The 22,300-nt window shown below is 69.5% G+C and carries 14 protein-coding genes; 5 read left to right on the top strand and 9 right to left on the bottom strand.

Annotated features, from left to right (window positions below; all coding sequences use genetic code 11):
- Positions 1 to 92: 92 nt before the first annotated feature.
- The 5 genes from JXZ78_RS09815 to JXZ78_RS09795 all read right to left on the bottom strand — a co-directional run bounded on the left by JXZ78_RS09815 (position 93) and on the right by JXZ78_RS09795 (position 9,517).
- Entirely contained in the window at positions 93 to 914 is an 822-nt protein-coding gene (locus tag JXZ78_RS09815) for a hypothetical protein (RefSeq protein WP_238782797.1), read from the bottom strand.
- A gap of 1,160 nt (positions 915 to 2,074) precedes the next feature.
- On the bottom strand, positions 2,075 to 6,823 hold the full coding sequence (locus JXZ78_RS09810) for a putative T7SS-secreted protein (RefSeq protein ID WP_033038252.1): 4,749 nt from the start codon (positions 6,821 to 6,823) through the stop codon (positions 2,075 to 2,077).
- Positions 6,823 to 7,440 (bottom strand): hypothetical protein, encoded by a 618-nt coding sequence (locus tag JXZ78_RS09805; RefSeq protein WP_050502619.1) that lies wholly within the window; start codon positions 7,438 to 7,440, stop codon positions 6,823 to 6,825. The genes JXZ78_RS09810 and JXZ78_RS09805 overlap by 1 nt, the downstream gene beginning before the upstream one ends.
- Positions 7,437 to 7,916 (bottom strand): SseB family protein, encoded by a 480-nt coding sequence (locus JXZ78_RS09800; RefSeq protein WP_106968825.1) that lies wholly within the window; start codon positions 7,914 to 7,916, stop codon positions 7,437 to 7,439. The genes JXZ78_RS09805 and JXZ78_RS09800 overlap by 4 nt, the downstream gene beginning before the upstream one ends.
- A 209-nt stretch (positions 7,917 to 8,125) precedes the next feature.
- Positions 8,126 to 9,517 carry a vWA domain-containing protein gene (locus JXZ78_RS09795; protein ID WP_238782796.1) on the bottom strand — a complete coding sequence of 464 codons (1,392 nt, stop codon included), beginning with the start codon at positions 9,515 to 9,517 and terminating at the stop codon, positions 8,126 to 8,128.
- A gap of 567 nt (positions 9,518 to 10,084) precedes the next feature.
- Here JXZ78_RS09795 and JXZ78_RS09790 point away from each other — a divergent pair.
- The 4 genes from JXZ78_RS09790 to JXZ78_RS09775 all read left to right on the top strand — a co-directional run bounded on the left by JXZ78_RS09790 (position 10,085) and on the right by JXZ78_RS09775 (position 13,778).
- On the top strand, positions 10,085 to 11,368 hold the full coding sequence (locus JXZ78_RS09790; protein WP_030021140.1) for an alpha/beta hydrolase: 1,284 nt from the start codon (positions 10,085 to 10,087) through the stop codon (positions 11,366 to 11,368).
- A gap of 78 nt (positions 11,369 to 11,446) precedes the next feature.
- Positions 11,447 to 12,118 (top strand): ABC transporter permease, encoded by a 672-nt coding sequence (locus JXZ78_RS09785; RefSeq protein ID WP_030021139.1) that lies wholly within the window; start codon positions 11,447 to 11,449, stop codon positions 12,116 to 12,118.
- Positions 12,115 to 12,789: an ABC transporter permease gene (locus JXZ78_RS09780; RefSeq protein ID WP_030021138.1), complete on the top strand. Its 675-nt coding sequence runs from the start codon at positions 12,115 to 12,117 to the stop codon at positions 12,787 to 12,789. The genes JXZ78_RS09785 and JXZ78_RS09780 overlap by 4 nt, the downstream gene beginning before the upstream one ends.
- An 80-nt stretch (positions 12,790 to 12,869) precedes the next feature.
- Positions 12,870 to 13,778 (top strand): ABC transporter substrate-binding protein, encoded by a 909-nt coding sequence (locus JXZ78_RS09775; protein ID WP_050502629.1) that lies wholly within the window; start codon positions 12,870 to 12,872, stop codon positions 13,776 to 13,778.
- A 36-nt stretch (positions 13,779 to 13,814) separates the two neighbouring features.
- On the opposite strand, the gene JXZ78_RS09770 is transcribed toward JXZ78_RS09775, so the two are convergent.
- On the bottom strand, positions 13,815 to 14,972 hold the full coding sequence (locus JXZ78_RS09770; RefSeq protein ID WP_238782795.1) for an ABC transporter ATP-binding protein: 1,158 nt from the start codon (positions 14,970 to 14,972) through the stop codon (positions 13,815 to 13,817).
- A 144-nt stretch (positions 14,973 to 15,116) separates the two neighbouring features.
- Positions 15,117 to 16,049, bottom strand: coding sequence for a non-homologous end-joining DNA ligase (gene ligD, locus JXZ78_RS09765; protein WP_030021134.1), 933 nt, complete (start codon positions 16,047 to 16,049; stop codon positions 15,117 to 15,119).
- Positions 16,050 to 16,330: 281 nt separating this feature from the next.
- On the opposite strand from ligD, the gene JXZ78_RS09760 reads away from it, so the two are divergent.
- Positions 16,331 to 17,272, top strand: coding sequence for an NADP-dependent oxidoreductase (locus tag JXZ78_RS09760; RefSeq protein ID WP_030021133.1), 942 nt, complete (start codon positions 16,331 to 16,333; stop codon positions 17,270 to 17,272).
- A gap of 67 nt (positions 17,273 to 17,339) precedes the next feature.
- Here JXZ78_RS09760 and JXZ78_RS09755 read toward each other — a convergent pair whose 3' ends face one another.
- Both JXZ78_RS09755 and JXZ78_RS09750 read right to left on the bottom strand, forming a co-directional pair.
- A complete protein-coding gene (locus JXZ78_RS09755) occupies positions 17,340 to 18,368 on the bottom strand; it encodes a cation diffusion facilitator family transporter (protein ID WP_030021132.1) in 1,029 nt (342 codons plus the stop codon).
- Between the two features lie 520 nt (positions 18,369 to 18,888).
- The gene (locus JXZ78_RS09750) at positions 18,889 to 22,098 is read right to left on the bottom strand and encodes an AfsR/SARP family transcriptional regulator (protein WP_033038250.1); all 3,210 of its coding nucleotides are present in this window, start codon (positions 22,096 to 22,098) and stop codon (positions 18,889 to 18,891) included.
- Between the last annotated feature and the right edge of the window lie 202 nt (positions 22,099 to 22,300).

The raw sequence follows: 22,300 nt of genomic DNA, 5'->3' as shown, positions 1-22,300 counted from the left end.
CGGACAGCGGTCACCCGCCGGGCGAGCACCGCAGCCCGGAACCAGCGTAGGCGCTGCCGTGGCCCCTCGCCTGTCGGCCGGACCGGCTCCGGTTACTGCCCGATCGGCACCTTGATCTCGCTGCGTATCCTGTCCGTCTTCTCCGCGAGCGCCTCCAGATCCACCGAGAAGGGGTCGGCGTCGATCCGCTCCGCGTCCGTCTCCATCACATTCCCGGTCGTACTCGAATCCGCCCAGGTGCAGAACGGCGCGGTGAATTTCTGGCCCATCTGCCGCTTCACGAAGACACCGCAGTACACCGGTTCCTTGGTGCCGTGCGGCCGTTCTTCCTGCTTCGGTACGACCATTTCCCCGCCGCTGCTCTCCATACCGTGAATCGTCTGCTCGACGGCTCGCAGCGGATCGCTCACGGAGCCGTACATCGACAGCAGCACCAGCGATTTGGCACCGGACTGGTACTGCCCGCCCACCGTGGTCATGTTGTGAGCGTACGAGCCGTCGCGCGGAACCTGGGGGCTCACCGTGTCACTCAGATCCTTCGCGAGGGTGTACTTCCCGTCGACAAGGGTCTTCGGCACCACCGTCTTGTACTTCGGACCACCGGCACCGCTCAGCGCCACCACCGCCACGATCCCGCCCACCACCACGAGCGCGACCGCACCCCCGACGATGCCCAGCACTTTCCCGGTGTTGCTCTTGCGCGGGGGCTGCGCCATCGGCGGCATGCCGTTCCAGCCTCCGCTGTATCCGGGCGGGGGCGGCTGCTGGCCGGGCGGGGGCGGCTGCTGCCCGTAGGGGCCGCTGACGGGAGGCGCGGGGGGTATGCCGTACGGGGGCTGCGCCTGACCGTAGGGGCCCTGGGGCGCACTTCCGTACCCGTTCCCGGGTGGTGGCGGCTGGGGCGGCATGCTCATGGCTTTCTCTCCATTGTCTCTCCACTCACTTTTGCGGTGAAAGTGTCGGTTGGTTTCCCGATTGGCTCCTGCCGGGGAATGCTGACCCATGGGTTCGCCGGACTCGTCATGAGGGTGCGGTAGACGTACACCGTCTCGGTGAACTACTTGCCAAAGCGCCCCTCGTCGAAATGCAGGCAGCACCCGAGGACGAACCCCAGGCCGAAATCCGCCCAGGAGGTGTAAGCGGTGTGACCGAGGCGGCGCGCCACCCTGCCGCAGCACGGCCGCGGCGCCCGGTCGCCATCTGGACGCCTCTGGCGGGTGACCCGCCCTCCGGGTGACCTCGCGGCGAATCTCCAGGACGAACTCCCCGTACGTCTTCCGAACGTCCGCGACGAGCAAGCGGACTGCTGACTCAGCCAGTCATCGACACTTTTGATCCCCCACAACGTCTTGCGGGGCTGACGGCTTCCCTCGTACCCGGTGCCGTGCCAGCCGACCATGTTTCACGGAAATCCGGTGTTAACGGCCAGTTGTGCCCACAGGACAGACCATGAGCCAAGGCTCCCCGACCCGGGCCGCTACGTCGGCCCGGAGTCGCTTTGATTTTCCGGGGCAGGTACGCGTTTCTTGTGCGTACGCCAGACAGGAAGGTTCGGTGGGAAGAAGCCCTCGCAGGGTATTCCCGGATTGACTGCGAGCCACCAGCCTCCGTCTTGCGTATCTTTCGCCCTGCTGGCGCTTTTAAGCTGTTCCGCAAGGGGAAGGTTTTGTCGATAAGTCTAAGTCGAGGCGCGGGCCTTCGTGGACTTCCTAATTAGTGCCTCGAAGGGGGCCGAAGTGCGAAGGGGAGCGGTGGTCGCCATCGTCTTCGTGCCATGCGCAATCGGAAGCCCAAACGCACCCTTCGCCTCCATTCAGGAGGAACAAGCGGCTACTTTGGTGGAGCGAAAAATCAGGACGAGTGTGCCGGTGCCACTCGTCTGAGTCTGCTTCGTGGATCTCCAATGTCTCGTAATCCGGCAGCAAGTGCATCATGGATACGGCTGAGAAGGCGATGTCGATCCTTGTCGGGTATTCGTCAGGGTTCACGCTCCTGAGCAACAGAGTCGAGTGGCTGACTGAATACTGCCATACTTGAAACTGTCGATCCCATGAATGAATAATTTTCATTTCCGTTACCTCCCGGGCATTGGCCATGATTCTGGTTTGGCCACAGTGATCTTTTTTCCGTCCTTGTAGAACGTTATACTGTCCCAAGGTCTGTCTTCCAGTCGTACCGACTTTCCGACGTGGTACATCTCTCTTTCTGTTGCATACCAGTCGTTCCCCATTCCGCTCTCGTACGCCTTCATGAATTTATCGAACGGGGTGGCTCCGGAAAAGCCGTCAAGTGGTATGTGCAGGTGTACGTCAGGATTATGGGCTGCCGCTCGGACCTCGGCTTCCCAAGTTTGCCAATCATCCAGGTAATGGGTGAAGTTGTTGTTGTCGGCGAACTCTCTCAGTCCGTGTTTACGGAGGCCCAAGGCGACGTTGTTGGGGCAGGGGGAGAGGCCGAATGGGTCGAACGAAGTGTGGGGATTGTATACGTAAGTTCGGGGATTCGGCCCTGGGGACAAGCCGAGGGGGTCTGTGGAGAGGTAGCGGGATGAGCTTGGATCGTAGTAGCGGTGAAAATTGAAGTGAAGCTGAGTCTCCGGGTCGAAGTACTGCCCCGGAAACCGCAGCGGTGTGTACGCCGTGGCGCCCGCGTTCCAGGTGGTGGTGCCCCAGAGGGTGGGGCGCGACTGCCAAGCCACTTCGCCCGTCTCGGAAACCAGCTCCGTAGGAGTGCCCACCAGATCCGTGACGATGCTGAAGAAGCGCTCGTCGATTACCTGCTGTGGCGCGGAGGACAGTCCGGACGTAGAAAGCTTTCGTTCGGTTTGGGTCAGGGGGGTCAGGCCCTGGTGGTCCCAGGTGAGGGTGACGGACTGGGGGGAGGCCGGGGTGGTGGTGGATTGTTCGGTGAGGGTGGGGCCGTCCCAGGTGAAGTGGGTGGATTCGAGGAGTGCGGTGCCGTCGGGGGACAGGCGGTGTTTGGCGGTGCGGCGGCCCAGGGGGTCGTAGGTGTAGCGCCAGGGGGTGCCGTCGGGGGTGGTGACGGTGGTGAGGCGGTCTTCCGCGTTCCAGGTGTAGTGCCAGGTGTCCGGCTTGCGGGAGAGGCGGGTTTTCTGGCGGAGGGTTACGCGGCCGAGGGCGTCGTGTTCGTAGCGGATGGAGCCGGCCTGGTTGATGCGGGTGCCGGTGTAGGAGCGGGACCCCTGTGCGGCGGCGCCGGGGTGGTCGGTGGGCCAGGTGGCGTGGGTCTGATTGCCGGACTCGTCGTAGGCGTAGGTCTCCGACCAGTTCGCGGCGTTGACCGCCGTGACGCGGCCCGCGCGGTCGAGGTCGAAGGTGCGGTGGCCGCGGGCGGAGTCGTGGATGCCGGTGAGGCTGCCGTCGGGGCGGTAGGTGTAGGTGCGGGAGAGGAGAGATGCCGAGGGCTGGGGTGTCGTGCTGGTGGTCGTGGCGCCGAGGGTCTGGGAGGTGAGGCGGCCCGTGGGGTCCCAGGACTGGGTGAGGGTGAGGGCGTCGGAGAGGTGGCGGGCGGTTTCGCGGCCGGCAGGGTCGTGGTCGAAGGCGATCGGGTGGCCGGAGGCCGACATGTGGGTGCGGTTGCCGGCGGCGTCGTAGGTGTAGGTGGTGGTGGCACCGGTGGGTGTCGTACGGGAGGTGCGGCGGCCGAGGGCGTCGTAGGTAAAGGAGAGCGTGCGGTCGTCGACGGTTTCGGAGGTGACGCGGCCGAGGGCGTCTCGGGTGCAGGTGATCGACGCGTCGGGGTTGCCGGTGCGGAGGAGGCGGCCGGCCGCGTCGTACGCGTAGGTGGTGATGCGGCCCGCGGCGTCCTTCTCGGCGAGGTGGCCGAGGCGGGTGTAGGTGTAGGTGGTGGTCTGGGACAGGGCGTCCGTGCGGGTGGCCAGTTGGCCCGCCGCGTCGTGGGTGTAGGTGAGGACCCGGTCGTCGAAGTCGGTCTCGCAGGACAGGCGGCCGGCGCTGTCGTAGGCGTAGTTCCAGGTCAGCCCCTGGGGGTTGGTGACCTGGGTCAGGCGTAGCTCGGTGTCGTGGGTGAAGGTGTGGCGGGTGCCGTCCGGGTCGGTGCGGGCGGCGAGCAGGTCGAAGTGGGTGTAGGCGAAGCGGGTGACCTGACCGATGGCGTCGGTGTGGGAGGTGCGGTTGCCCTCGCCGTCGTACGTCCAGTGTTCGGCGGCGCCGGTGGGGTCGATGCGGGTGGCGAGCTGTCCTTCGACGGTCCATACGAGGTGGGTGGTCTCGCCGAGCGGGTCCGTGACGGAGGTGATGCGGCCGAAGGCGTCGCGGCGGTAGTGGGTGCGGGCGCCGCGCGGGTCGGTGGTGGAGAGCGGCAGCCCTGCCTCGTCGCAGTAGAGGCGGATGGTGTTGCCGAGTGCGTCGGTGACGGAGGAGAGGTGGCCCCGGGAGTCGTAGGCGTAGTGCGTGGTCGCGCCTGCGGGGTCCGTGGAGGAGGTGCGGTTGCCGCCGAGGTCGTAGGTGTGGGACCAGGTGGTGCCGTCCGGTCCCGTGGTGGTCAGCGGCAGGCCGAGGTCGTTGTACGTGGACGTGGTGCGGCTGCCGTCGGGAAGGGTGGTCTCCGTGGGGCGGCCTGCGTCGTCGTACGTGAAACGGGTCGTGCGTCCGAGCGGGTCGGTCACGGACAGCACGCGGTGCCGGGCGTCGCGGACCGTACGGGTCGTGGCGCCGGTGGGGTCGGTGGTGGCGACGATCTGATGGCGGTCGTTGACCAGGTGGCGGGTCACCTGGCCGTGGGAGTTGTGGTGGAGGTTGCTCCGCAGCCCGGTGTCGGGATCGGGGGCGCCCCAGTCGAAGTGCGCGCGCAGGTGCCCTTCGGTGCCGCTCTGCCAGATGCAGCGGTGCTGGTCGTCGTACGCGTAGCTGTACGAGCTGTTGTTGGTGTCCGTCCACGAGGTGATGCGGTCGTCGGTGTCGTAGGTGAAGTGCAGGGGCCGGGCGGAGGAGTCGGTGACGGTGGTGAGGTTGCCGGATTCGTCGTAGCCGTAGCGGCGGAGGAGTTGGTCACCGCCTCCGGAGGCCGCTCCTGCCAGGTGCAGGGCGGTGATGCGGCCCGCCTCGGTCGTGAACAGCAGGCGGTAACCGGCGCTGTGGGTGATGACGGTCGGTGTACCGGTCTCGTCGTAGTCGAAGGTGTGACGGTTGCCGTGGCGGTCGGAGATCTCGTCGAGGACTGCGGTGTCGTCGGTGTACGTGGTGAAGTACCAGCGGGTGCCGCCGACCGGGTCGGTGACGACGTAGTCGCCGTCCGGGGTGCGCTCCAGCGGGTGGCCCTCACCCTCGACGGGCAGGGTGGGGACGCCGACGGCCGGATGGGGATAGGCGAGCAGGTTGCCTTCCTCGCCGATCAGGACGACCCCTTCGGCGTCGATCTCCAGGCGCTGGTCGACGGTGCTCATCCAGGTGGGGCCGAACCAGCGGCCGGTCCGGTAGGACGACTCGAAGGTCCGGGTGAAGGCGAGCGGGAGGCTGCCGGGCAGGGTGATGTCCGTCTGCGGCAGGATCATGCGGCCGGTGGCCATGTCGATCGGGTCGCTGCCGAATGTCTTGCACCAGGCGCGGCGGGCGCGGTCGCGAAGGGCGGTCTTGCCGCCGTCCTTGACCGCGGCGCGCGCAGAGTCCTTGGCGACCCCCTTCGCACCGGCTTTCGCGGCGCCCTTGACCAGGCCGCCGGCCCCCTTGCCGCCGAAGAGGTTGCCGATCAGGGCCCCTGTCGCGTCCCCAGGGTCACTCCCCCAGCCCGTACCCAGCAGGGCCTTGGGCAGCCGCTCGGGATGGGCCACCGTGGTGGTGAGTCCCATGAGGGTGGTGGAGACGTTGGACATGAACTGGAAGGGGTGGGTGATGTTGTAGACGTCCAGCGGATTGACCGTACGGACCAGCTTCACCGTCTCGGCCCCGGTCCGGAGCACACCGCCTGCCACGTGCATCAGCTGGATCCCGCCGGACACCGCTCCGTCCGCCACGTCGGAGACGAACTGCTGGGTGAACTTGGGCTCCCGCGGCGCGTGGGCCAGCGCCTGGCTGATGGCGTGCTGGGCGCGCTCGGCGGCTTCGTCCCGCTGGTGACGGGCGTTCTTGAGCAGTTCCTGGGCGGCCTTGCGCCCTTCCGCACCGGGGTCGGAGAAGGCGCCCGGCTGCTGGGGCTTCTGGCCCGGGTCGGTGTTCTTCGCCAAGGCGGCGTTGTACGCGTCCGCCTTGGCGTTGTACGAGTCGACCTGGGTTTGGTGGGCATCCATGGCCTTCTTGGTGGCGTCCTGCGCGGCCTTGTACTTGTGGATGGCCGTCTCGGCCTTGCTCTGGGCCCAGGAGACCGTCTCCCCGTACGCGTGGAGTGCCTTGCCCGCGGCTTCGCAGGCGTCCGCCGCCTGCATCCACTGCTTCGGGTGGGCGTCGAACTCCTCGTGGAAGCTGTCCGCCGCCTTGCCCTCCCAGCCGCCGGAGTCCAGCTTGCGCAGGCCCTGGCCGACCCGTTCGAAGGCGGCGTAGAAGTCCTTCAGGTGCGCGGCGGACTCGTTGATCGCGGAGGCGTCGCCGTGGACCAGGGCCTTGGGGTCGTCGGTCTCGCCCAGGTTCCGTTCCTCGACGTGGGCGCCGAGGTTGTCGGCGACGTCCTCGCCCGCGGAGCGGACCTTGTCGGCCACTCCTTCCGCGCCGACCGAGTCCAGGGCGTCGGCGGTCTTGTCGGCGACGAACTCGACCCCCTCGCCCAGCTTCTCCTTGGTTCCGTCAACGACATCACCGGCCTTGTCGGCCACCGTGTCGACGACATGGCCCAGGCCGTCGAGGATGCCCATCAGCTCTCGTCCCCGTCGTCGTGCGTGTTCCCGGGCCGGTCCCGGCCGGTCCCCATGGCCTTGAGGGCCAGGTTGTGGTCGGCGTCGCCCGCCCACTTGGACGTGGACCAGTCCTGCTTCGTCTGCTCCCACGACGAGTTGACCCGCTCGAACGACTCTCTTGTGGCGGCCGAGTTGATGTCGTAGTCGGCGTCCCTGATCTGAGTGATCGGGTTGTCGTCGCGGATCTGCTCCCAGGACTTCTTCTTGATCTCTTCCGAGGACAGTGACGGGTCGCCGATCGCCGCATTCGTCGTGATCTTCAGCTGGTCGGAAACGTACTGTTCCTGCTCGTGGTAAAGACCGGCCGACAGGTCGAGGCGGCGGGCGAAGGAATTGGCTTCGTGCACCAGGGCGCGCACTCCCCAGGTCCAGCGTTCGCAGAACGTCTCGAAAGTCGAGGCCAGTTCCGCATGTCCGGCTTCCATACCGGTCAATTGGAGCTTCTCGAAGCCGTGGCCGAGTTGTGCCTGGCTGTCGAATCCCAGCTCTTTGAGTTCCGAGATGGTGTCGTTGATGCCTTTGCTGACCTGCTGAAGGGCCTGCTGGTCGAGCTTGTAACCGCCCCCTGCGGTCATATTCGCGCACCGTCCTGGCCGGGCGTGGTGCCGGGCGGCGACGCTTGTTCTTCGGCTGTGTCGGCAGTGGCGGGGGCGTCGGGAGCGTTGACAGCGTCGGCATCGGTGCGGACGGCGACGGAGTCCGGCACGATTCCGGGCGCGGGCGGGAACAGCATCCCCTGTTCGCTACCGGCGTCCAGAGCTACACCGGCCGGCCCTTTCACGGCGGGAATGACGACGTCGAGCAGGCGGGCGCCGAGTGCGGACACATACTGCCAACGAGTGTCCGGGCTACTTCCCCTGGCGAGGGCGAAACGGCTGAGCGCTTCTTCGTCCGTGAACGCGTAGAGCCAGCGTATTCCGCCCCATTCGGCGGACATGAGCCCGTCGTCGGATACGGGCACCAAGACGCTGGTGCGGCGGAATTCGCCGACCAGTGCCGTCGGGTCACCCTCGTAGGCGTACATACCGGCGATCTCTTCGGTCAATGGCATAGCGGTTCCCCCCACCCCCGTGTGGTCCAAGCGGTAACACTCTTACACATGGCACTGACAGGGGAGCTGAGGTCGGTGGGAACGAGCCGGACCGATGGTGTCGTGAAGAATTCAACCAGTGCCGGGACGGGTCAGGAAAGGCACCGGTCGCGGCGGGCCGTCCGGCCCGGCCGCGACCGGTGGGGGGTGGGGGTGGTGGGGGTGAAGCGTCAGGCGGGGAGGATGCCGGCGGTGCGGGCTTCCTGGAGCCAGGCGGGGAACTCGACCATGAGCTGCTGGTAGAGGTCGGCGTCGGCGAGGGCGCGCGGGTCGCGGCCGGCGTGGAAGAAGCCCGCGTTGTCGACCACGCGCTTCTCCGGTACGGCCAGGTCGTCCAGCTTGCGGAGGAAGTCGAAGCCCTTGGCGTCCGGGTCGCCGAAGCCGACGAACTGCCAGAAGATGGGCAGCTTCGCGGCCTCGCAGAGCGCCTTCTCGGCGGCCGGCTTGGACGTGGGGGCGCCGTCCGTCTGGAAGATGACGAAGGCGGGATCGGTGGCGCCGGACTTCTCGTAGTGCTCGATCACGGCGTTGATCGCCCAGTGGTAGTTCGTACGGCCCATGTGGCCGAGGCCCGCGTGCAACTCCTCGATGCGGCCGGAGTAGTTGGCCAGGTCGAGGTCGGCGGTCCCGTCGACGTCGGTGGAGAAGAAGACCACCGGTACGGTGCCGTCGTCGTCGAGGTTGGCGGACAGGCCGAGGGCCTGCTCGGCCAGGTGCTGGACCGTGCCGTCCTTGTAGTAGTTGCGCATCGATCCCGAGCGGTCGAGAACGAGGTAGACCGCGGCGCGCTGGGTGGCCAGCCCCTGCTTCTCCAGGGAGACCCGGGCGGCCTTGTAGAGGCTGACGAGGGCGGGAGCCTGGGCTTCTACCTTGGTGAGGGAGGCGGGGGCGGGGGCGGGGTCGGTCCCGGTCACGGGTTCCGGGTCGGCCACCTGCGTCGTGTCGGTTACGGGCTCGGGTTCGGCCTCGGCCTCGGGCTCGGGCCGGGGCTTGGGCTGGGCCTCGGTCGTCACCTCGGGTTCGGGCTTCGCGTCGGCCGCGGGCACCGGCTTCGCTTCGACCACGGCTTCCGGTTTCGGCTCGACCACGGCCTCCGGCTTCGCCTCGACCACCGGCTCCGGCTTCGCCTCGGGCGCCTCGCCTTCGGGCTTCGCGTCGCTCTCGGGCTTCGCGTCGCTCTCGGGCTTCGCGTCGCTCTCGCGCTTCGCCTCGGCTTCCGCAGCCGCTTCCGTGACCGCCGTCGTCGGCTCCGCCTCCCGCGTCGGCTTCGGCGCGTCGAAGGCCTGGGAGACGAGGTCGGTGGCCGAGTCCTCGGCCGAGGGTGTGGTGTCGGGGCGGGTGGCCTGGGCCGGGAGGGAGGCGGCCGGGGGGTCGGCGGGGGCCGTACGGGCGGTGGGGACGGCGGGGTCGCGGGGTGTGGCGGGTTCCGGGGTGGCCTCTTCGCGGGCCTCCGGGATCGTCGCCGCTTCCGGCGCCCCGGTGCCGCTCGCCGCGGTGTTCGATTCCTCGCGGGCCGCCTTGGAGCGACCGAAAGCGTTGCGCAGCAGACTCCGAATGCCCATCGGCGAACCTCTCTAGCGTGTGTGGGGTGCGGCGAATGTCCGAGAAGCGCGGACATGTCCCTGACCAGGCCGGACACGTAAGGGTAGCCGCCTGGGCCGGTCCCATCGTGGGAGCCCGCGCGTCTCGCGGCACGCCCCGTTTGGGTGTTTTGTGTAGCGGGGTGGTGTAGGGGTGCGAGTGGTGGTGGGGGGTGTGCGGGTGGGGCGTGTGTGTGGAGAGCGTATGTGCGGTGGGCGGATGTGCGAAGGGGCGGGAGTGACGGAGAGGGGGCGAGCGGCAGGGAGGAGGTGTGACGGCCGACGAGGCGGATGTTTGTGCGGTGCGGGGTGGTGAGGGAGGGGTGGAGGTTGCGGAGAGACGGCGTGCGAGACGGGTGGCGTATGCGTCTGCGCACGTCAAGCGGGGGTGTGGCGGGAGGGGCGGGCGCGTCGGAGCGGGGCGGCGGAGGCGGCGGGCCCGTGGTGGGCGTGGCCCGTGTAGTGACCCATCGACCGGACGTCCGTTGACCCTGGCGGCGGTCCGGAGGACCGGACAACCCTCGTACGGGTGACGGGAGATGTGGGCGCATGGGGCTGACCAGTCAGTCGCTCGAAATCACGGTGATCACGCTGGCCGTGGCCTGTGTGGCCCTGACGGTGTGGCTGTGGCCGCGGCTGTCCTTGCGCGGTGTGCTCCCCGTACTGGGCCGGCTCGCGACCGTCCTCGTCACCCAGGTGGCGGTCCTGTGCTCGCTCGCGCTGGCCGTGAACTCCAGTTTCGAGTTCTACAGCAGTTGGGACGAGCTGCTGGGCACCGGCGACGAGGGGCCGGTGGCGGTGAGCAAGGGCGGCGGTCCGCGGTACGCCGACGCCCGCAGCCTCCGGGGCGGGCTGGTCCAGCCGGCCGGGCCGCAGGGCCTGGACCGGGTGACCGGGCTGCCGGAGGGCCCGCCCCACGAGGTCGGCAGGGTGGAGTCCGTACGGATCGTCGGGCGCCGGACCCGTGTCGTCAACCCGGCCTTCGTCTATCTGCCGCCGCAGTACTTCCAGCACCAGTACCGCCGTCAGCGCTTCCCCGTCTCCGTCGTGATCAGCGGCTACCCGGGCGGCATCATGAACCTCGCGCAGCACCTCCGGATCCCGCACACCGCGGGGCGGCTGATCGAGGAGGGCCGGATGCAGCCGACCGTGCTGGTGATGGTCCGGCCGACGATCGCGCCGCCGCGGGACACCGAGTGCGTGGACGTGCCGGGCGGGCCGCAGGCCGAGACGTTCTTCACCCAGGACCTGCCGGAGGCCGTCAAGGCGGCCTACCGGGTCGGTCACGACCCCGGCGCGTGGGGCGCGTTCGGCTACTCCTCCGGCGGCACGTGTTCGCTGCTGCTGGCCCTGCGCAACCCCGGCAGCTACACGTCCGCGGTCTCGCTCTCCGGTGACTACGCCGTCAAGGACGACCTGACCACCGGGAATCTGTTCGGCAGCGACGCGGCCGCCGGGCGGCGGGAGCGCGAGCACGATCTGCTGTGGCGGCTGGCGCACCGGCCCGTACCGCGGGTCTCGGTGCTGGTGGCCAGCAGCCGCCTGGGTGAGCCGAACTACCGGGACACCCTGCGGTTCATCGAGGCGGCGAAGCCTCCGATGACCGTCGACTCCATCATCCTGCCGAGGGGCAGCCACCAGTTCTCGACATGGCGGCGGGAGGTGGCGCCGGCCCTGGAGTGGCAGGGGCGTCAGCTGACGTTCCCGCAGGACGTGGAGGCCGCGCACGCGCCGCCGAAGCGGCCGGGGGCGGGGGCGACGCCGTCCCCGGCCTCGTCCCCGGCCCCGTCCTCGTCCTCGTCCTCGTCCTCGTCCTCGTCTCCATCGTCGTAGGGGAAGCACCGGTACCGGCCCTCACCCGTCCGGCCCGCCCGGCAGGACACCCGCCCCGCGGCGCGGTGGACTGCTGTCGTGACCGCCCCTCCGGACGACTGCCTGGCCCGCAACGACTGGATCTGCGGCGATTACCTCGCCACCCGCCGCCACATCCTCCTCGACGCCACGCTCCAGCACCTGCACCTGACCGTGGTCTCCGTGCTGCTCGGCCTGGTGGTCGCGCTGCCGCTGGCGCTGATCGCGAGCCGGTGGCGCTGGACGGCGGGGCCGGTGCTGGGCGTCACCACCGTGCTCTACACGATTCCGTCGCTGGCGATGTTCTCGCTGCTGCTGCCGCTGTACGGGCTGTCGTCCACCTTGGTCGTCGTGGGCCTGGCGCTGTACTCCCTGACCCTGCTCGTACGGAACATCCTGGCGGGCCTGGCCGGCGTACCGGAGGAGGCGAAGGAGGCGGCCCGCGGCATGGGGTACGGGCCGCTGCGGCAGCTGCTGGCCGTCGAACTGCCGCTGGCGGTGCCCGCCGCGATGGCCGGGCTGCGCATCGCGGCCGTCTCCGCCGTCGCGCTGACGACGATCGGTGCGATCGTCGGCCACGGCGGGCTGGGAAACCTGATCTACGCCGGGATGAACTCGTTCTTCAAGGCGCAGGTGCTGACGGCGTCCGTGCTGTGTGTCGTCATCGCCGTCGCCTTCGATCTGCTGCTGCTCGGCCTGGAACGGCTGCTGACGCCGTGGCGACGCGCATGAAGACGCTCGGAGACGTCTGGACCTGGCTCGGTACGGGCACCAACTGGGCCGGTGAGAACGGGATCTGGCACCGCCTCACGGAACACCTGCTGCTGACGGTCGGCTGCCTGATCGCCGCCTGCCTGATCGCGCTGCCCGTCGCCGTCACCCTCGGACACCTCGGCCGCGGCGGCGCGCTGGCCGTCAACCTCGCCAACGTCGGGCGCGCCGTGCCCACCTTCGCCGTGCTGGTGCTGCTCCTGCTGACCCCGCTCGGCCGGCACGGGGACTGGCCGACGTTCATCGCGCTGGTGCTGTTCGCGCTGCCGCCGCTGCTGACCAACGCCTACGTCGGGATGCGGGAGGTGGACCGGGACGTGGTGGAGGCGGCGCGCGGGATGGGGATGTCCGGCGGGCAGCTGGTGCGGCGGGTGGAGGTGCCGCTGGCGCTGCCGCTGATGCTGACCGGGGTGCGGATCGCGGCGGTGCAGCTGGTCGCCACGGCGACGCTGGCCGCGCTGGTCGGCGGGGGCGGGCTCGGGCGGATCATCACCGCGGGGTTCAACCTGGCGAGTACGCCGCAGGTGGTCGCGGGGGCGGTGATCGTGGCGGTGTTCGCGCTGCTGATGGAGGTGCTGTTCGAGGTGGTGCAGCGGCTGGGGCCGGGGTGGGCGCGGGGGCGGACGCGGTGAGCGGGCCCCGAGGAGACACGGCGACCGGACGGTTCCGTACGCGCGAAAGAGCCCGCCGATTCGCCGTCACCGTGGCGCTGATGGCGGCGGCGCTCCCCGGCTGCGCCACCGGCCCCTCCCTGGAGAACCGCGGGCAGGTCACCGCCGCGCCCGGCGACAGCCGCCGCCTTTCGATCGGCTCGGCCGGCTTCACCGAGAGCGAGCTGCTGGCCCGGATGTACGCGGTGCTGCTCGACAAGGCCGGGTACGCGACCGACATCCTCACCGTCGGCAACCGGGAGCTGTACGAGCCGTCCCTGGAGAGCGGCCAGATCGACGTCGTACCCGAGTACGCGGCGACCTTCGCCGACTGGCTGAACGCCAAGACCAAGGGCGCCGACGCCGACCCGGTCGCCTCGCCGGACCTCGGCACGACGATGAAGGCACTGCGCGAGCTGGCCACGCCCCGGGGCCTGACCGTGCTGCCGCCGGGCCGGGCCGTCGACCAGAACGCGTTCGCCGTCACCGCCTCGTACGCGAAGCAGCACCGCCTGAAGACCCTCAGCGACCTGGGGCGCGCCAAGCTGCCGGTACGGCTGGCGGCGGGCGACGAGTGCGTGCAGCGGCCGTTCTGCGCGCCCGGCCTGAAGCGTACGTACGGGATCGACATCACGGCCGTCGACCCGAAGGGGGTGGGCACCACGCCCGCCAAACAGGCCGTGCAGAACGGGCAGGACCAGATGGTGCTGACGACCAGCACGGACGCGACGATCGAGCAGTTCGGGCTGGTCTTCCTGGAGGACGACAAGAAGCTCCAGAACGCGGACTACCTCGTTCCGGTGGTCAACCGGGCCCGCGCGGGCAGCGAGCGGGTCGCCGCGGCCCTCGGCAAGCTCAACTCCGTACTGACGACGGAGGACCTGGGCGAACTCAACCAGCGGGTGGACAGCTGGCGGCGGCTCCCGGAGGACGTGGCGCGGGACTACCTGCGGAAGAAGGGGCTGCTGTAGTTCCGGGGGTACGGAGCTCTGGGCCGGCCCGTCTCCTCATTCCGTGGGCACCGAGTCCACCTCCGCCTCCTCCCGCGGCACCCCCTGCTCGTCGGACCCGATCGTGCGCCGCAGCGCCTCGTGCAGCCGGGCCGGGGTCAGGACGCCCAGGAAGCGGGTGCCGTCCACGACGGCGGTCCAGCCCGCGTCGTACTTGAGCATCTCGCTGAAGGCGTCCTTGAGGGAGCCGCTCACCGGGACCCACGCCTCCATCCGGCGTGCGTGCGCCGAAACGTTTCCCCGCGCTTCGGACATCTCCTCCGTCCCCACCCACCCGTGCAGCCCGCCCTCCTCGTCCAGGACCACGGCCCAGCGCGCGCCCTCCGCGCGCAGCCGCTCCGCCGCCCGGCCGGCCGGTTCGCCGAGCCGGGCGAACGGCGGGTGCTCCAGGTCGCCGGGGGTGATGCCGGTGACCGCGAGCTGCTTCAGGGCCCGGTCGCTGCCGACGAACTCGGCGACGTACGGGGAGGCCGGCGCGCCCAGCACGCTCGCCGGAGTGTCGTACTGCTCGATCCGGCCCTGCCCGTAGACCGCGATCCGGTCGCCCAGCCGGATGGCCTCCTCGATGTCGTGCGTGACCAGCAGCACCGTCTTGTGCAGGGACGCCTGGAGCCGCAGGAACTCCTGCTGGAGCCGGTCGCGGACGACCGGGTCGACCGCGCCGAACGGCTCGTCCATCAGCAGGACGGGCGGGTCCGCGGCCAGCGCGCGCGCCACGCCGACGCGCTGCCGCTCGCCGCCGGAGAGCTGGTCCGGGTAGCGCGGCCCGTGGAGGCCGGGGTCCAGGCCCACCAGGCCCAGGAGTTCGGCGGCGCGGGCGCGGGACTTCTTGCGCGCCCAGCCGAGGAGGTGCGGCACGGTGGCCGTGTTGTCCAGGACGGTGCGGTGCGGGAAGAGGCCGGTCTGCTGGATGACGTAGCCGATGCGGCGGCGCAGGCGTACGGGGTCGGCCGTCGCGATGTCCTCGCCCTCGACGAGGATGCGGCCGCCGGTCGGGTCGATGAGCCGGTTGACCATCTTCATCGTCGTGGTCTTGCCGCACCCGGACGGCCCGACCAGCGTCACCAGCTCGCCCTCGGCGACCTCGAAGGACAGGTCGTCCACGGCGGTGGTGCCGTCCGGGTAGCGCTTGGTGACGGACTCGAACCGGATCATTGGTCCATTGAAGCCCGCGGCCCGGGGCCGGTCGCCTTATGCGGGCAAACGGGCGGGACCGTACGCGTACCGGCGCGCCCGCCGCCCAAGCAGGCGCCGCCGTGGCAGGGCGAGTGCCCCCGCCCTACTCCTCCCTACTCCTGCCTACTCCTCCAACGCCTCCAGCCGCTCCCACGCCGCCCGGACCGACCGGCCGCGCCAGGACAGCCCGGACCACGGGTCGTCCTCGGCGAGACGCTCGGGGAGGGTGGCGACCGTCCACCGCTGCGCCGTCAGCCCGGGGTCGTCCAGCTCCTCGCGGGAGATCGGGGTGGCCACCGGCGCGCCCAGCTTCGCCCGTACGGAATAGGGCGCGACCGCGGTCTGCGCGTACGCGTTGCGCTGCACGTCCAGATAGATCCGGCCCTTGCGGTCGGCCTTGCGCTGCTCGGTGGTGAGGCGGTCCGGGTGCTGCCGGGCGAGCCGTTCGGCGGCCAGGTGCGCGAAGTCGCGTACCGCGTCGAAGGCGGAGTTGCCGTCCAGCGGCGCGATGACGTGCAGGCCGCGCGAGCCGGTGGTCATCAGGCGGGCGGGCAGTTTCAGCGCGTCCCACAGTTCGCAGACCCGGTGGGCGGCCCACCGTACGTCCTCGAAGTCCGCGCCCTCCGACGGGTCGAGATCGAAGATGAGCAGGTCCGGGTGGTCGGGGCGGTGCTCGCGGGAGAGCCAGCGGTGGACGGTGACGGTGGCCTGGTCCGCGAGGTAGACGAGGGTCGCCGGGTCGTCGCACACGACGTGGGTGACGGTGCCGCCCTCCTTGGACTGCTCGGAACGCCGTACCCAGTCGGGGAAGTGATCGGGGGCGTTCTTCTGCATCAGGGGCTTGCCGCCGATGCCGTCGGGGTGCCGCTCCATCATCAGCGGCCGGTCGCGCAGCTGCGGCACCGCGCGCCGGGCGACCGCCTTGTAGTGGTCGGCCAGGTCGGCCTTGGTGAGCCCGTCGTCCGGGAAGAGCACCTTGCCGGGCCGGCTGACCTTGATCGTGCGCCGTCCCGCCTTGATGGTGTGTGCGTCGTCCGTGCCGCTGCTGCCGCTCATACCGAGGACGGGTAACCGGCCGGGGCGCGGGGCAAACGCGGCGCGCCGCGGGGCGGGCGGCACCGGTTCGGCGGGGGGCCGTACGAGTTGCTTCCGGGGCACCGCCCCTCGTCCTGCCGGATACGCCCGGTTCGCGTGCTTACGATCCTGTGGGCTGTCGTCACCTGGCGTCGTTTCACCCGAAGGCGGGCCGCGACGGGCGCCATGTTGACGGCGGCCCTTGCCCTGCCACCGGTCGGGAGGGTGGATCGAGGATCGTTCGGGCGGAAGGGAACGCGACGATGAAGGCCGTAGCAGTCACCGCATTCGGCGAACAGCCCCAGCTCATGGAACTCTCGGAGCCCGATCCCGGACCGGGCGAGGTCCTGGTGCGGATGTCCGCCGCCGGGGTCAACCCCCTCGACTGGAAGATCGCCGACGGCCTCCTCAAGGACGCGACACCGCACACCTTCCCGCTCGTCCTGGGGTCGGACGGCGCGGGCGAGGTGGTCGCCGTGGGCACCGGCGTGCGCCGCTTCACGGTGGGCGACTCGGTGTTCGGCCAGTTCCAGCGGCCGGCGCGGGGCAGCGGCTCGTACGGCGAGTTCGCGGCGGCCGAGGAGAAGGCGCTGGCCGGCGCGGCCCGCACCGTCACGTACGCGAACTCGGCGGCCGTCCCCACGGCCGGGACGTCGGCCTACAACCTGGTGGAGGAGACCCGGGTCAGCGAGGGCAAGCGGGTCCTGATCGTCGGCGGGACCGGCGGCGTCGGCACCTTCGCCACCCAGCTCGCGGCCGGCCGGGGCGCCGAGGTGATCGTCACCGCGCGGCCGGGTACGGAGGACCTGATGACCACCCTGGGCGCCGCCGAGACGGTGGACCACACGCTGGGCCCGGTGGCCGACCAGGTGCTGGCCGCCCACCCGGACGGTGTGGACGTACTGCTCGACCTGGTCAGCGACCCGGCCGCGTTCGGCGAGATGACCCGGACCGTACGGGACGGCGGTACGGCCGTCTCCACCGTCGGGTCCGCCGACGCGGACGTGCTGACCGACCACAACCTGCGCGGTTTCAACTTCCAGAACCGGCCGTCGCCGCAGCTGCTGGAGATCCTCGCCGGGCAGCTCGACGCGGGGCGGCTGACCGTGATCTTCGGCAACGAGATCACGCTGGGGGAGGCCCCGGAGGCGCTGGAGACCAGCCGTGCGGGGCACACGCAGGGCAAGACGGTCATCACCTTCTGATTCTGACGGCCGTCGCCTTCTGACGGCCGGTACCCCTGGGTGACCAGCACTGCCTGACGGTCTCGCCTCAGTGGTCGTGCGGACCCGGCCGGTGCACCGGCCCGTGCGTGCCCTCGCAGTGCGGGGGCACGAGCGCCGCGTCGTCCGGCCCCGCCGCTATGTGCAGCACCTCGCCGGACCGGGGCAGCTCGTCCACGTGGTCGACCTGGAGGGTGGCGTGGGTGATGCCGTACTTCAGGCTCAGCAGCTCGTGCAGGCACCGCCGTACGGCGTGGCAGTCACCGCCGGGCGCGACCAGGATGTGCGCGGACAGGGCCGGTTCCCCGGACGTGATCTCCCAGATGTGCAGGTCGTGGACCTCCACGACCTGGTCCACCTCGACGAGGCGGTCCCCCAGCGCGTCCGGGTCCACACCGCTCGGCGCGGCCTCCATGAAGATCCGCCCGGACTCGCGGACCAGTCCGGTGCCGGCCCGCAGCATCAGGACGACGACGACCAGCGAGGCGATGGCGTCGGCGCGTGCGAAGCCGGTGGTCAGGACGACCGCACCGGCGACGGCGGTGGCGATGAAGCCGAACAGGTCGGTGAGGATGTGCTGGTAGGCGCCCTCGACGTTCAGGCTGCTGCGGTTGGCCCGGGAGATGCACCAGGCGGCCGCGATGTTGACGACGACCCCGGCCAGCGCGGTGACCAGGACCAGGCCGCCGGTCACTTCGGGCGGTGACACCAGGCGGGTGATCGCCTCGTACCCGAGCCAGAGGGACAGTACGAGCAGGGTGATGCCGTTGGCCTGCGCGGACAGGATCTCGGCCCGCTTGAGTCCGTACGTGTAGCCACCGCGCGCGGGCCGCGCGGCCAGCCGCATCGCGACCAGGGCGAGCACGATCGAGGCGGCGTCGGTGAGCATGTGGGCCGCGTCGGAGATCAGCGCCAGGGAGCCGGCCAGGAAACCGATCACCACCTCCACGGCCATGAACGCGGTGATCAGCACCAGCGCGGCCCGCAGCCAGCGGCGGTCGGCGTCGGGCGAGAGGGTGTGCGAGTGCGAATGCCCGTGGCTGTGGTCGTGGTGGTGGCTGTGGGCGTGCTCGGTCATGGGGCGCGCTCCTCCCTGGGGCGTCCAACAGGACGTGCGCAAGGAAGCAAACCGCACTTCCGCGCTAGATCCAAAGGCTGCACCGGTGACCGTTGTCATTACCGTCGGATGGCGCATCGGCGCAGGTCAGGGAGGTGGGGGGTGGGAACGGCCGAGGGGCCGTCGCAGGTCTTGCGACGGCCCCTCGGAGCGACTGACGACGGACGCGAGCGTCTACGTCGGTATGCATATCCTCGCCATCGCGCGCATGGTGGGTGTCGCGGTGGCGGACACCATGCTGTGGGCGGCTTGATGCTCTCCCGTTGCTGCGGGCGAGGTGGTCGCTGCGGTCAGCGCCAGGATGGCGGCGGCTCCGGCTAACGCCATGGAGAGAACGCGCCGCACTGCGGATCGTGTCACCTGGAAGGTCCTCATGCAGAGAGTTGGATCAATCTGAGCGCAGATTGGATCACGTTCGCGCTTGAGTGACAATGCCTGTCTCTGCAACAGTCCAGCGAGACCGCCGTAACTGACGAAACTGTCAATTATTCGACGTGTTTTGTCCCAGACGCCGGGCCACCCGCGAAGCCTCCGCCTTGTCCAGGCCACTAAATAATTCGAACGCCTGTCGCCACAGCGTCTGGGCGGCGTCACGGCTGCCTTCTCGGAGCCGTACCTCGGCCAGCACATCCGTCGCCCGCGCCGCTTCCTCCGGGAAGTGAATCCGGCGGGCGAGCGAAATCGCCGCGCGAAGATTCTCCGCCGCGGCGGCGAGGCTGCCGAGTGCCGCCTCCGCGCTTCCCAGGCACCGCAGTGCGCGTGCCTCTTCCTGGGCGGCGCCGATGCTCCGGGCGAGGTTCAGGGCCTGCTGGTGGTGGATGGCCGCCTCGGTGAACTGTCCGAGGCCGAAGTGGGCCGTACCCAGACCGATCAGTGCGTTTCCCTCGTTCTTACGGTCGCCGAGCCGCCGGAAGGTGAACAGGCACTCTCTAAACATGTCCATGCCAGAAGCGACGTCGTGCCGGTCGGCCGAGGTGGAGAGCAGTCCGGCGAGATTGGCCTGCACCGTCGCCACGTCGGAGAGGCTTCCGACGTCCATGGTGAGAGCGAGGGAGGTTTCGTACGTCTGGCGTGCCAGCTCCACATTCCCCACTTGCAGGTGCAGATCCCCGAGGTTGTTGATGCACTTGGCGGAATTCCGGCGGTCACCGGCCTGCTGGAACGTGTCGATCGCCCGGGTGAAATACTCCAGCGCTTCCCGGGGCTCGCCCAGGTGCAACAGGGAAATGGCGTAGTTGTTCTCGCAGCGGGCCTGGCTCCAGGTATTGCCCGAGCGGACATGTACGGCGATGGCTTCCCGGTGCGCGGCGAGTGCCTCGTGATTGCGGCCGTGATTCCAGTGCAGAATTCCCAGCTTTCGCAGTGCGTCGGCTTCCGCGTCCGGGGCATGCGTGATGCGTGCCAGTTCGAGTGCGTGGCGGGCGGCCGCCATGGCCTCGGGGTAGTGGCCGGTGTTCGTGCGGGTGGCGCTCAGGTCGAGCAGGGCCAGACAGAGTGCGCGCTGGTCACCTGCCTGTTTCCAGTGATCGACGGCGTGCCGCTGCATCCGGTCGGTGTCCACCCAGTGGCATTCGGCGTCCAGGAACCCCGCCAGCGCGTGGCTGAGCAGCGCGGCCTGGCGGGGAACGCCGTGGGTGCGCGCATGGCGCTCCACGGTGAGGAGGTTGGAGCGTTCCGTGGTCAGCCATTCCTTTGCCGCCTCGGCGTCGCGCCAGGCCAGACGGCTGCCGACGGTGCCGGTGGTGCCGTCGGCGCGCTGACGGGTCACCCGGGGCCGTTGCGGATAGACGAGGGCGTCAGCGGTCTCGCTGGCGGACAAGTAATAGTCGGTCAGGCGCCGCACGGCCTGGTCGCGGGTTTCCTCGTCGTCCTCGGAATGCGCCAGGGCCCGTGCGTACTCTCCGAGCAGGTCGTGGAACCGGTACCGGTCGGGGCGGGGTTCCTGGAGTAAATGGCAGTACAGCAGGCTTTCGAGGAGCCGTTCCGTTTGCTGCTGGGGCAGGCCCATCAGAGCGGATGCGGCGTGCGGGCCGAACTCGGCGCCGAGATGGAGGGCGAGGCGGCGGAACGCGGACTGCTGAGCGGGAGTCAGCGTCAGGTAGGACATCTCGAAGGCGCGGGCCACCTCCGAATATCCGTCGTACAGCTCCGTGAGCCGGCCGGGGCCCCGGGTGAGTCGTTCGCGGAGATCGGCCAGGGACCAGGACGGGCGGGCGTTGAACCGGTTGGCGGCGATCTCGATGGCGAGCGGCAGATGTCCGCAAAGGCTCACAATCCGGGACAAGCCGGTGGTGTCCTGGGTGCGTTCCTGACCGGAGAACGCACGGAAGAGGGCTATGGCATCCTGCGGGGGGAGCACGTCGAGGGCGAGAGAGTGGGCACCGGGTAATCCTGCCAAATGGCGGCGGCTGGTGATGATGATGAGCGAGGGCGACAGGCCGGGAAGAAGCGGGCGCACCTGGTCGGTGTCCGCGGCGTCGTCGAGAATGATGACGGCTCGTTTGTGCGAGAGCAGAGTCCGCCACAGATCCGTGCGTTCTTCGAGCGCGGAAGGAATACAGGACGCGGGAACTCCCAAGAGGCGGAGCAGGGTTGCCAGGGCGATGGAGGCGCTCATCGGTTCCTGGACGCGGGCATGGGTGCGCAGGTCGATGTAGAGCTGCCCGTCGGGGAAATGCCGGCCCAGTGCACTGGCGGCGTTCACGGCCAGGGCTGTCTTTCCCACGCCCGCCATACCGGAAATCGCTTCCAGGGCCACGATGGAGGCGTAACCGTCTCCCTCCGTCCGGCTCGCGGCGGCGATGACGGCGTGGAACCGCCGCATTTCCGTCCGGCGGCCGACAAGAGCGGCCTGACGCGGCAGGTTGCGCGGGGCGTACGCGGTGCGGAAAGTGTCAGGGGCATGTGGCGGGCCGTCAAAAAGGACCTCACGGGCCGGGACGCGCCGCAGGATTCTCTGATGGATGCGGGCGAGTTCTTCGCTCGGGTCGCAGCCCAGTTCCGCCCGGAGTTTCCGGCGGGCCTCCTGGTAGATCCGTAAGGCGTCCGCGTGCCGTCCACAGCCGTAACAAGCCAGCATGTGATAGCCGAGAAGGGTCTCGTCGTCGGGGAACTGACCGGCCAGGGAGGAGAGAACGCCGATCACCTCGCTGAAGCGCCCCAGGCGCAACTGCATGGCGATACGCGAGGTGGTCGCGCTGAGGCGCTGTTCGGTCAGGCTCGTCCGCATCCGCTCGGCCCACGACCCCGGCAGCCCGGCGAGGGGATCACCGCGCCACAGATCGTCCGCCTGGTGGAGCAGTGCGACCGCCTCCCCGCCGCATCCGTCGTCCGACAGGCGCCTGGCTCGGGAGACGAGATCCTGAAAACGGTGCCAGTCAATGCGTTCGGGCAGAATTTCGAGGGTATATGTGTGCGCATGATGCTTGATCGCAGCGGATTCGGTCCCGCCGGACACGGCGGCGGCCACGCGTATGGATTTGCGAATGCGTGACACATACGTGTGAACAGACTCGCGGGCTTTGCCCGGCGGTGTGCCGTCCCAAAGACGGTCGATCAAGGCGTCCAGAGCGACGGGCCGGCCCGCGGACAAGGCCAGCGACGCGAGAACACCACGCTCTTTGTCGGAGCCGAGACCGACCCGGTGCGTGGCCGATCCGAGGCAAATGGGGCCGAGGATGAAAATCTCCATCAGCGCCTCCCGTCATCGGCGCCCCATACCGGTTCGGTGAGCATGGCACTCAATGGTTGAAGTGGCCAGTAGGCACCGGACGGGCGGTGGCCGGTTCGGGTCCTTTGCCGGACTTCGCGGCATCCGCCGCCCTTGCGGAGGACTTCCGCCGTCCTTCCATGGGTAGAGCTGAAGTGATCGCTGACGTACCGGACGGGGGTGG

The organism is Streptomyces monomycini (assembly GCF_022271435.1).
Taxonomy (GTDB): Bacteria; Actinomycetota; Actinomycetes; order Streptomycetales; family Streptomycetaceae; genus Streptomyces; species Streptomyces monomycini.
The sequence above is the reverse complement of the archived record's forward strand: the minus strand, read 5'-3'. Positions and strand labels throughout refer to the sequence as shown.

Bases quoted from the DNA above. Each gene is read 5' to 3' on its own strand.
- JXZ78_RS09815 (WP_238782797.1), bottom strand. From the start codon at position 914: ATGAGCATGCCGCCCCAGCCGCCACCACCCGGGAACGGGTACGGAAGT.
- JXZ78_RS09810 (WP_033038252.1), bottom strand. From the start codon at position 6,823: ATGGGCATCCTCGACGGCCTGGGCCATGTCGTCGACACGGTGGCCGAC.
- JXZ78_RS09805 (WP_050502619.1), bottom strand. From the start codon at position 7,440: ATGACCGCAGGGGGCGGTTACAAGCTCGACCAGCAGGCCCTTCAGCAG.
- JXZ78_RS09800 (WP_106968825.1), bottom strand. From the start codon at position 7,916: ATGCCATTGACCGAAGAGATCGCCGGTATGTACGCCTACGAGGGTGAC.
- JXZ78_RS09795 (WP_238782796.1), bottom strand. From the start codon at position 9,517: ATGGGCATTCGGAGTCTGCTGCGCAACGCTTTCGGTCGCTCCAAGGCG.
- JXZ78_RS09790 (WP_030021140.1), top strand. From the start codon at position 10,085: ATGGGGCTGACCAGTCAGTCGCTCGAAATCACGGTGATCACGCTGGCC.
- JXZ78_RS09780 (WP_030021138.1), top strand. From the start codon at position 12,115: ATGAAGACGCTCGGAGACGTCTGGACCTGGCTCGGTACGGGCACCAAC.
- JXZ78_RS09775 (WP_050502629.1), top strand. From the start codon at position 12,870: ATGGCGGCGGCGCTCCCCGGCTGCGCCACCGGCCCCTCCCTGGAGAAC.
- JXZ78_RS09770 (WP_238782795.1), bottom strand. From the start codon at position 14,972: ATGATCCGGTTCGAGTCCGTCACCAAGCGCTACCCGGACGGCACCACC.
- ligD (WP_030021134.1), bottom strand. From the start codon at position 16,049: ATGAGCGGCAGCAGCGGCACGGACGACGCACACACCATCAAGGCGGGA.
- JXZ78_RS09760 (WP_030021133.1), top strand. From the start codon at position 16,331: ATGAAGGCCGTAGCAGTCACCGCATTCGGCGAACAGCCCCAGCTCATG.
- JXZ78_RS09755 (WP_030021132.1), bottom strand. From the start codon at position 18,368: ATGACCGAGCACGCCCACAGCCACCACCACGACCACAGCCACGGGCAT.
- JXZ78_RS09750 (WP_033038250.1), bottom strand. From the start codon at position 22,098: ATGGAGATTTTCATCCTCGGCCCCATTTGCCTCGGATCGGCCACGCAC.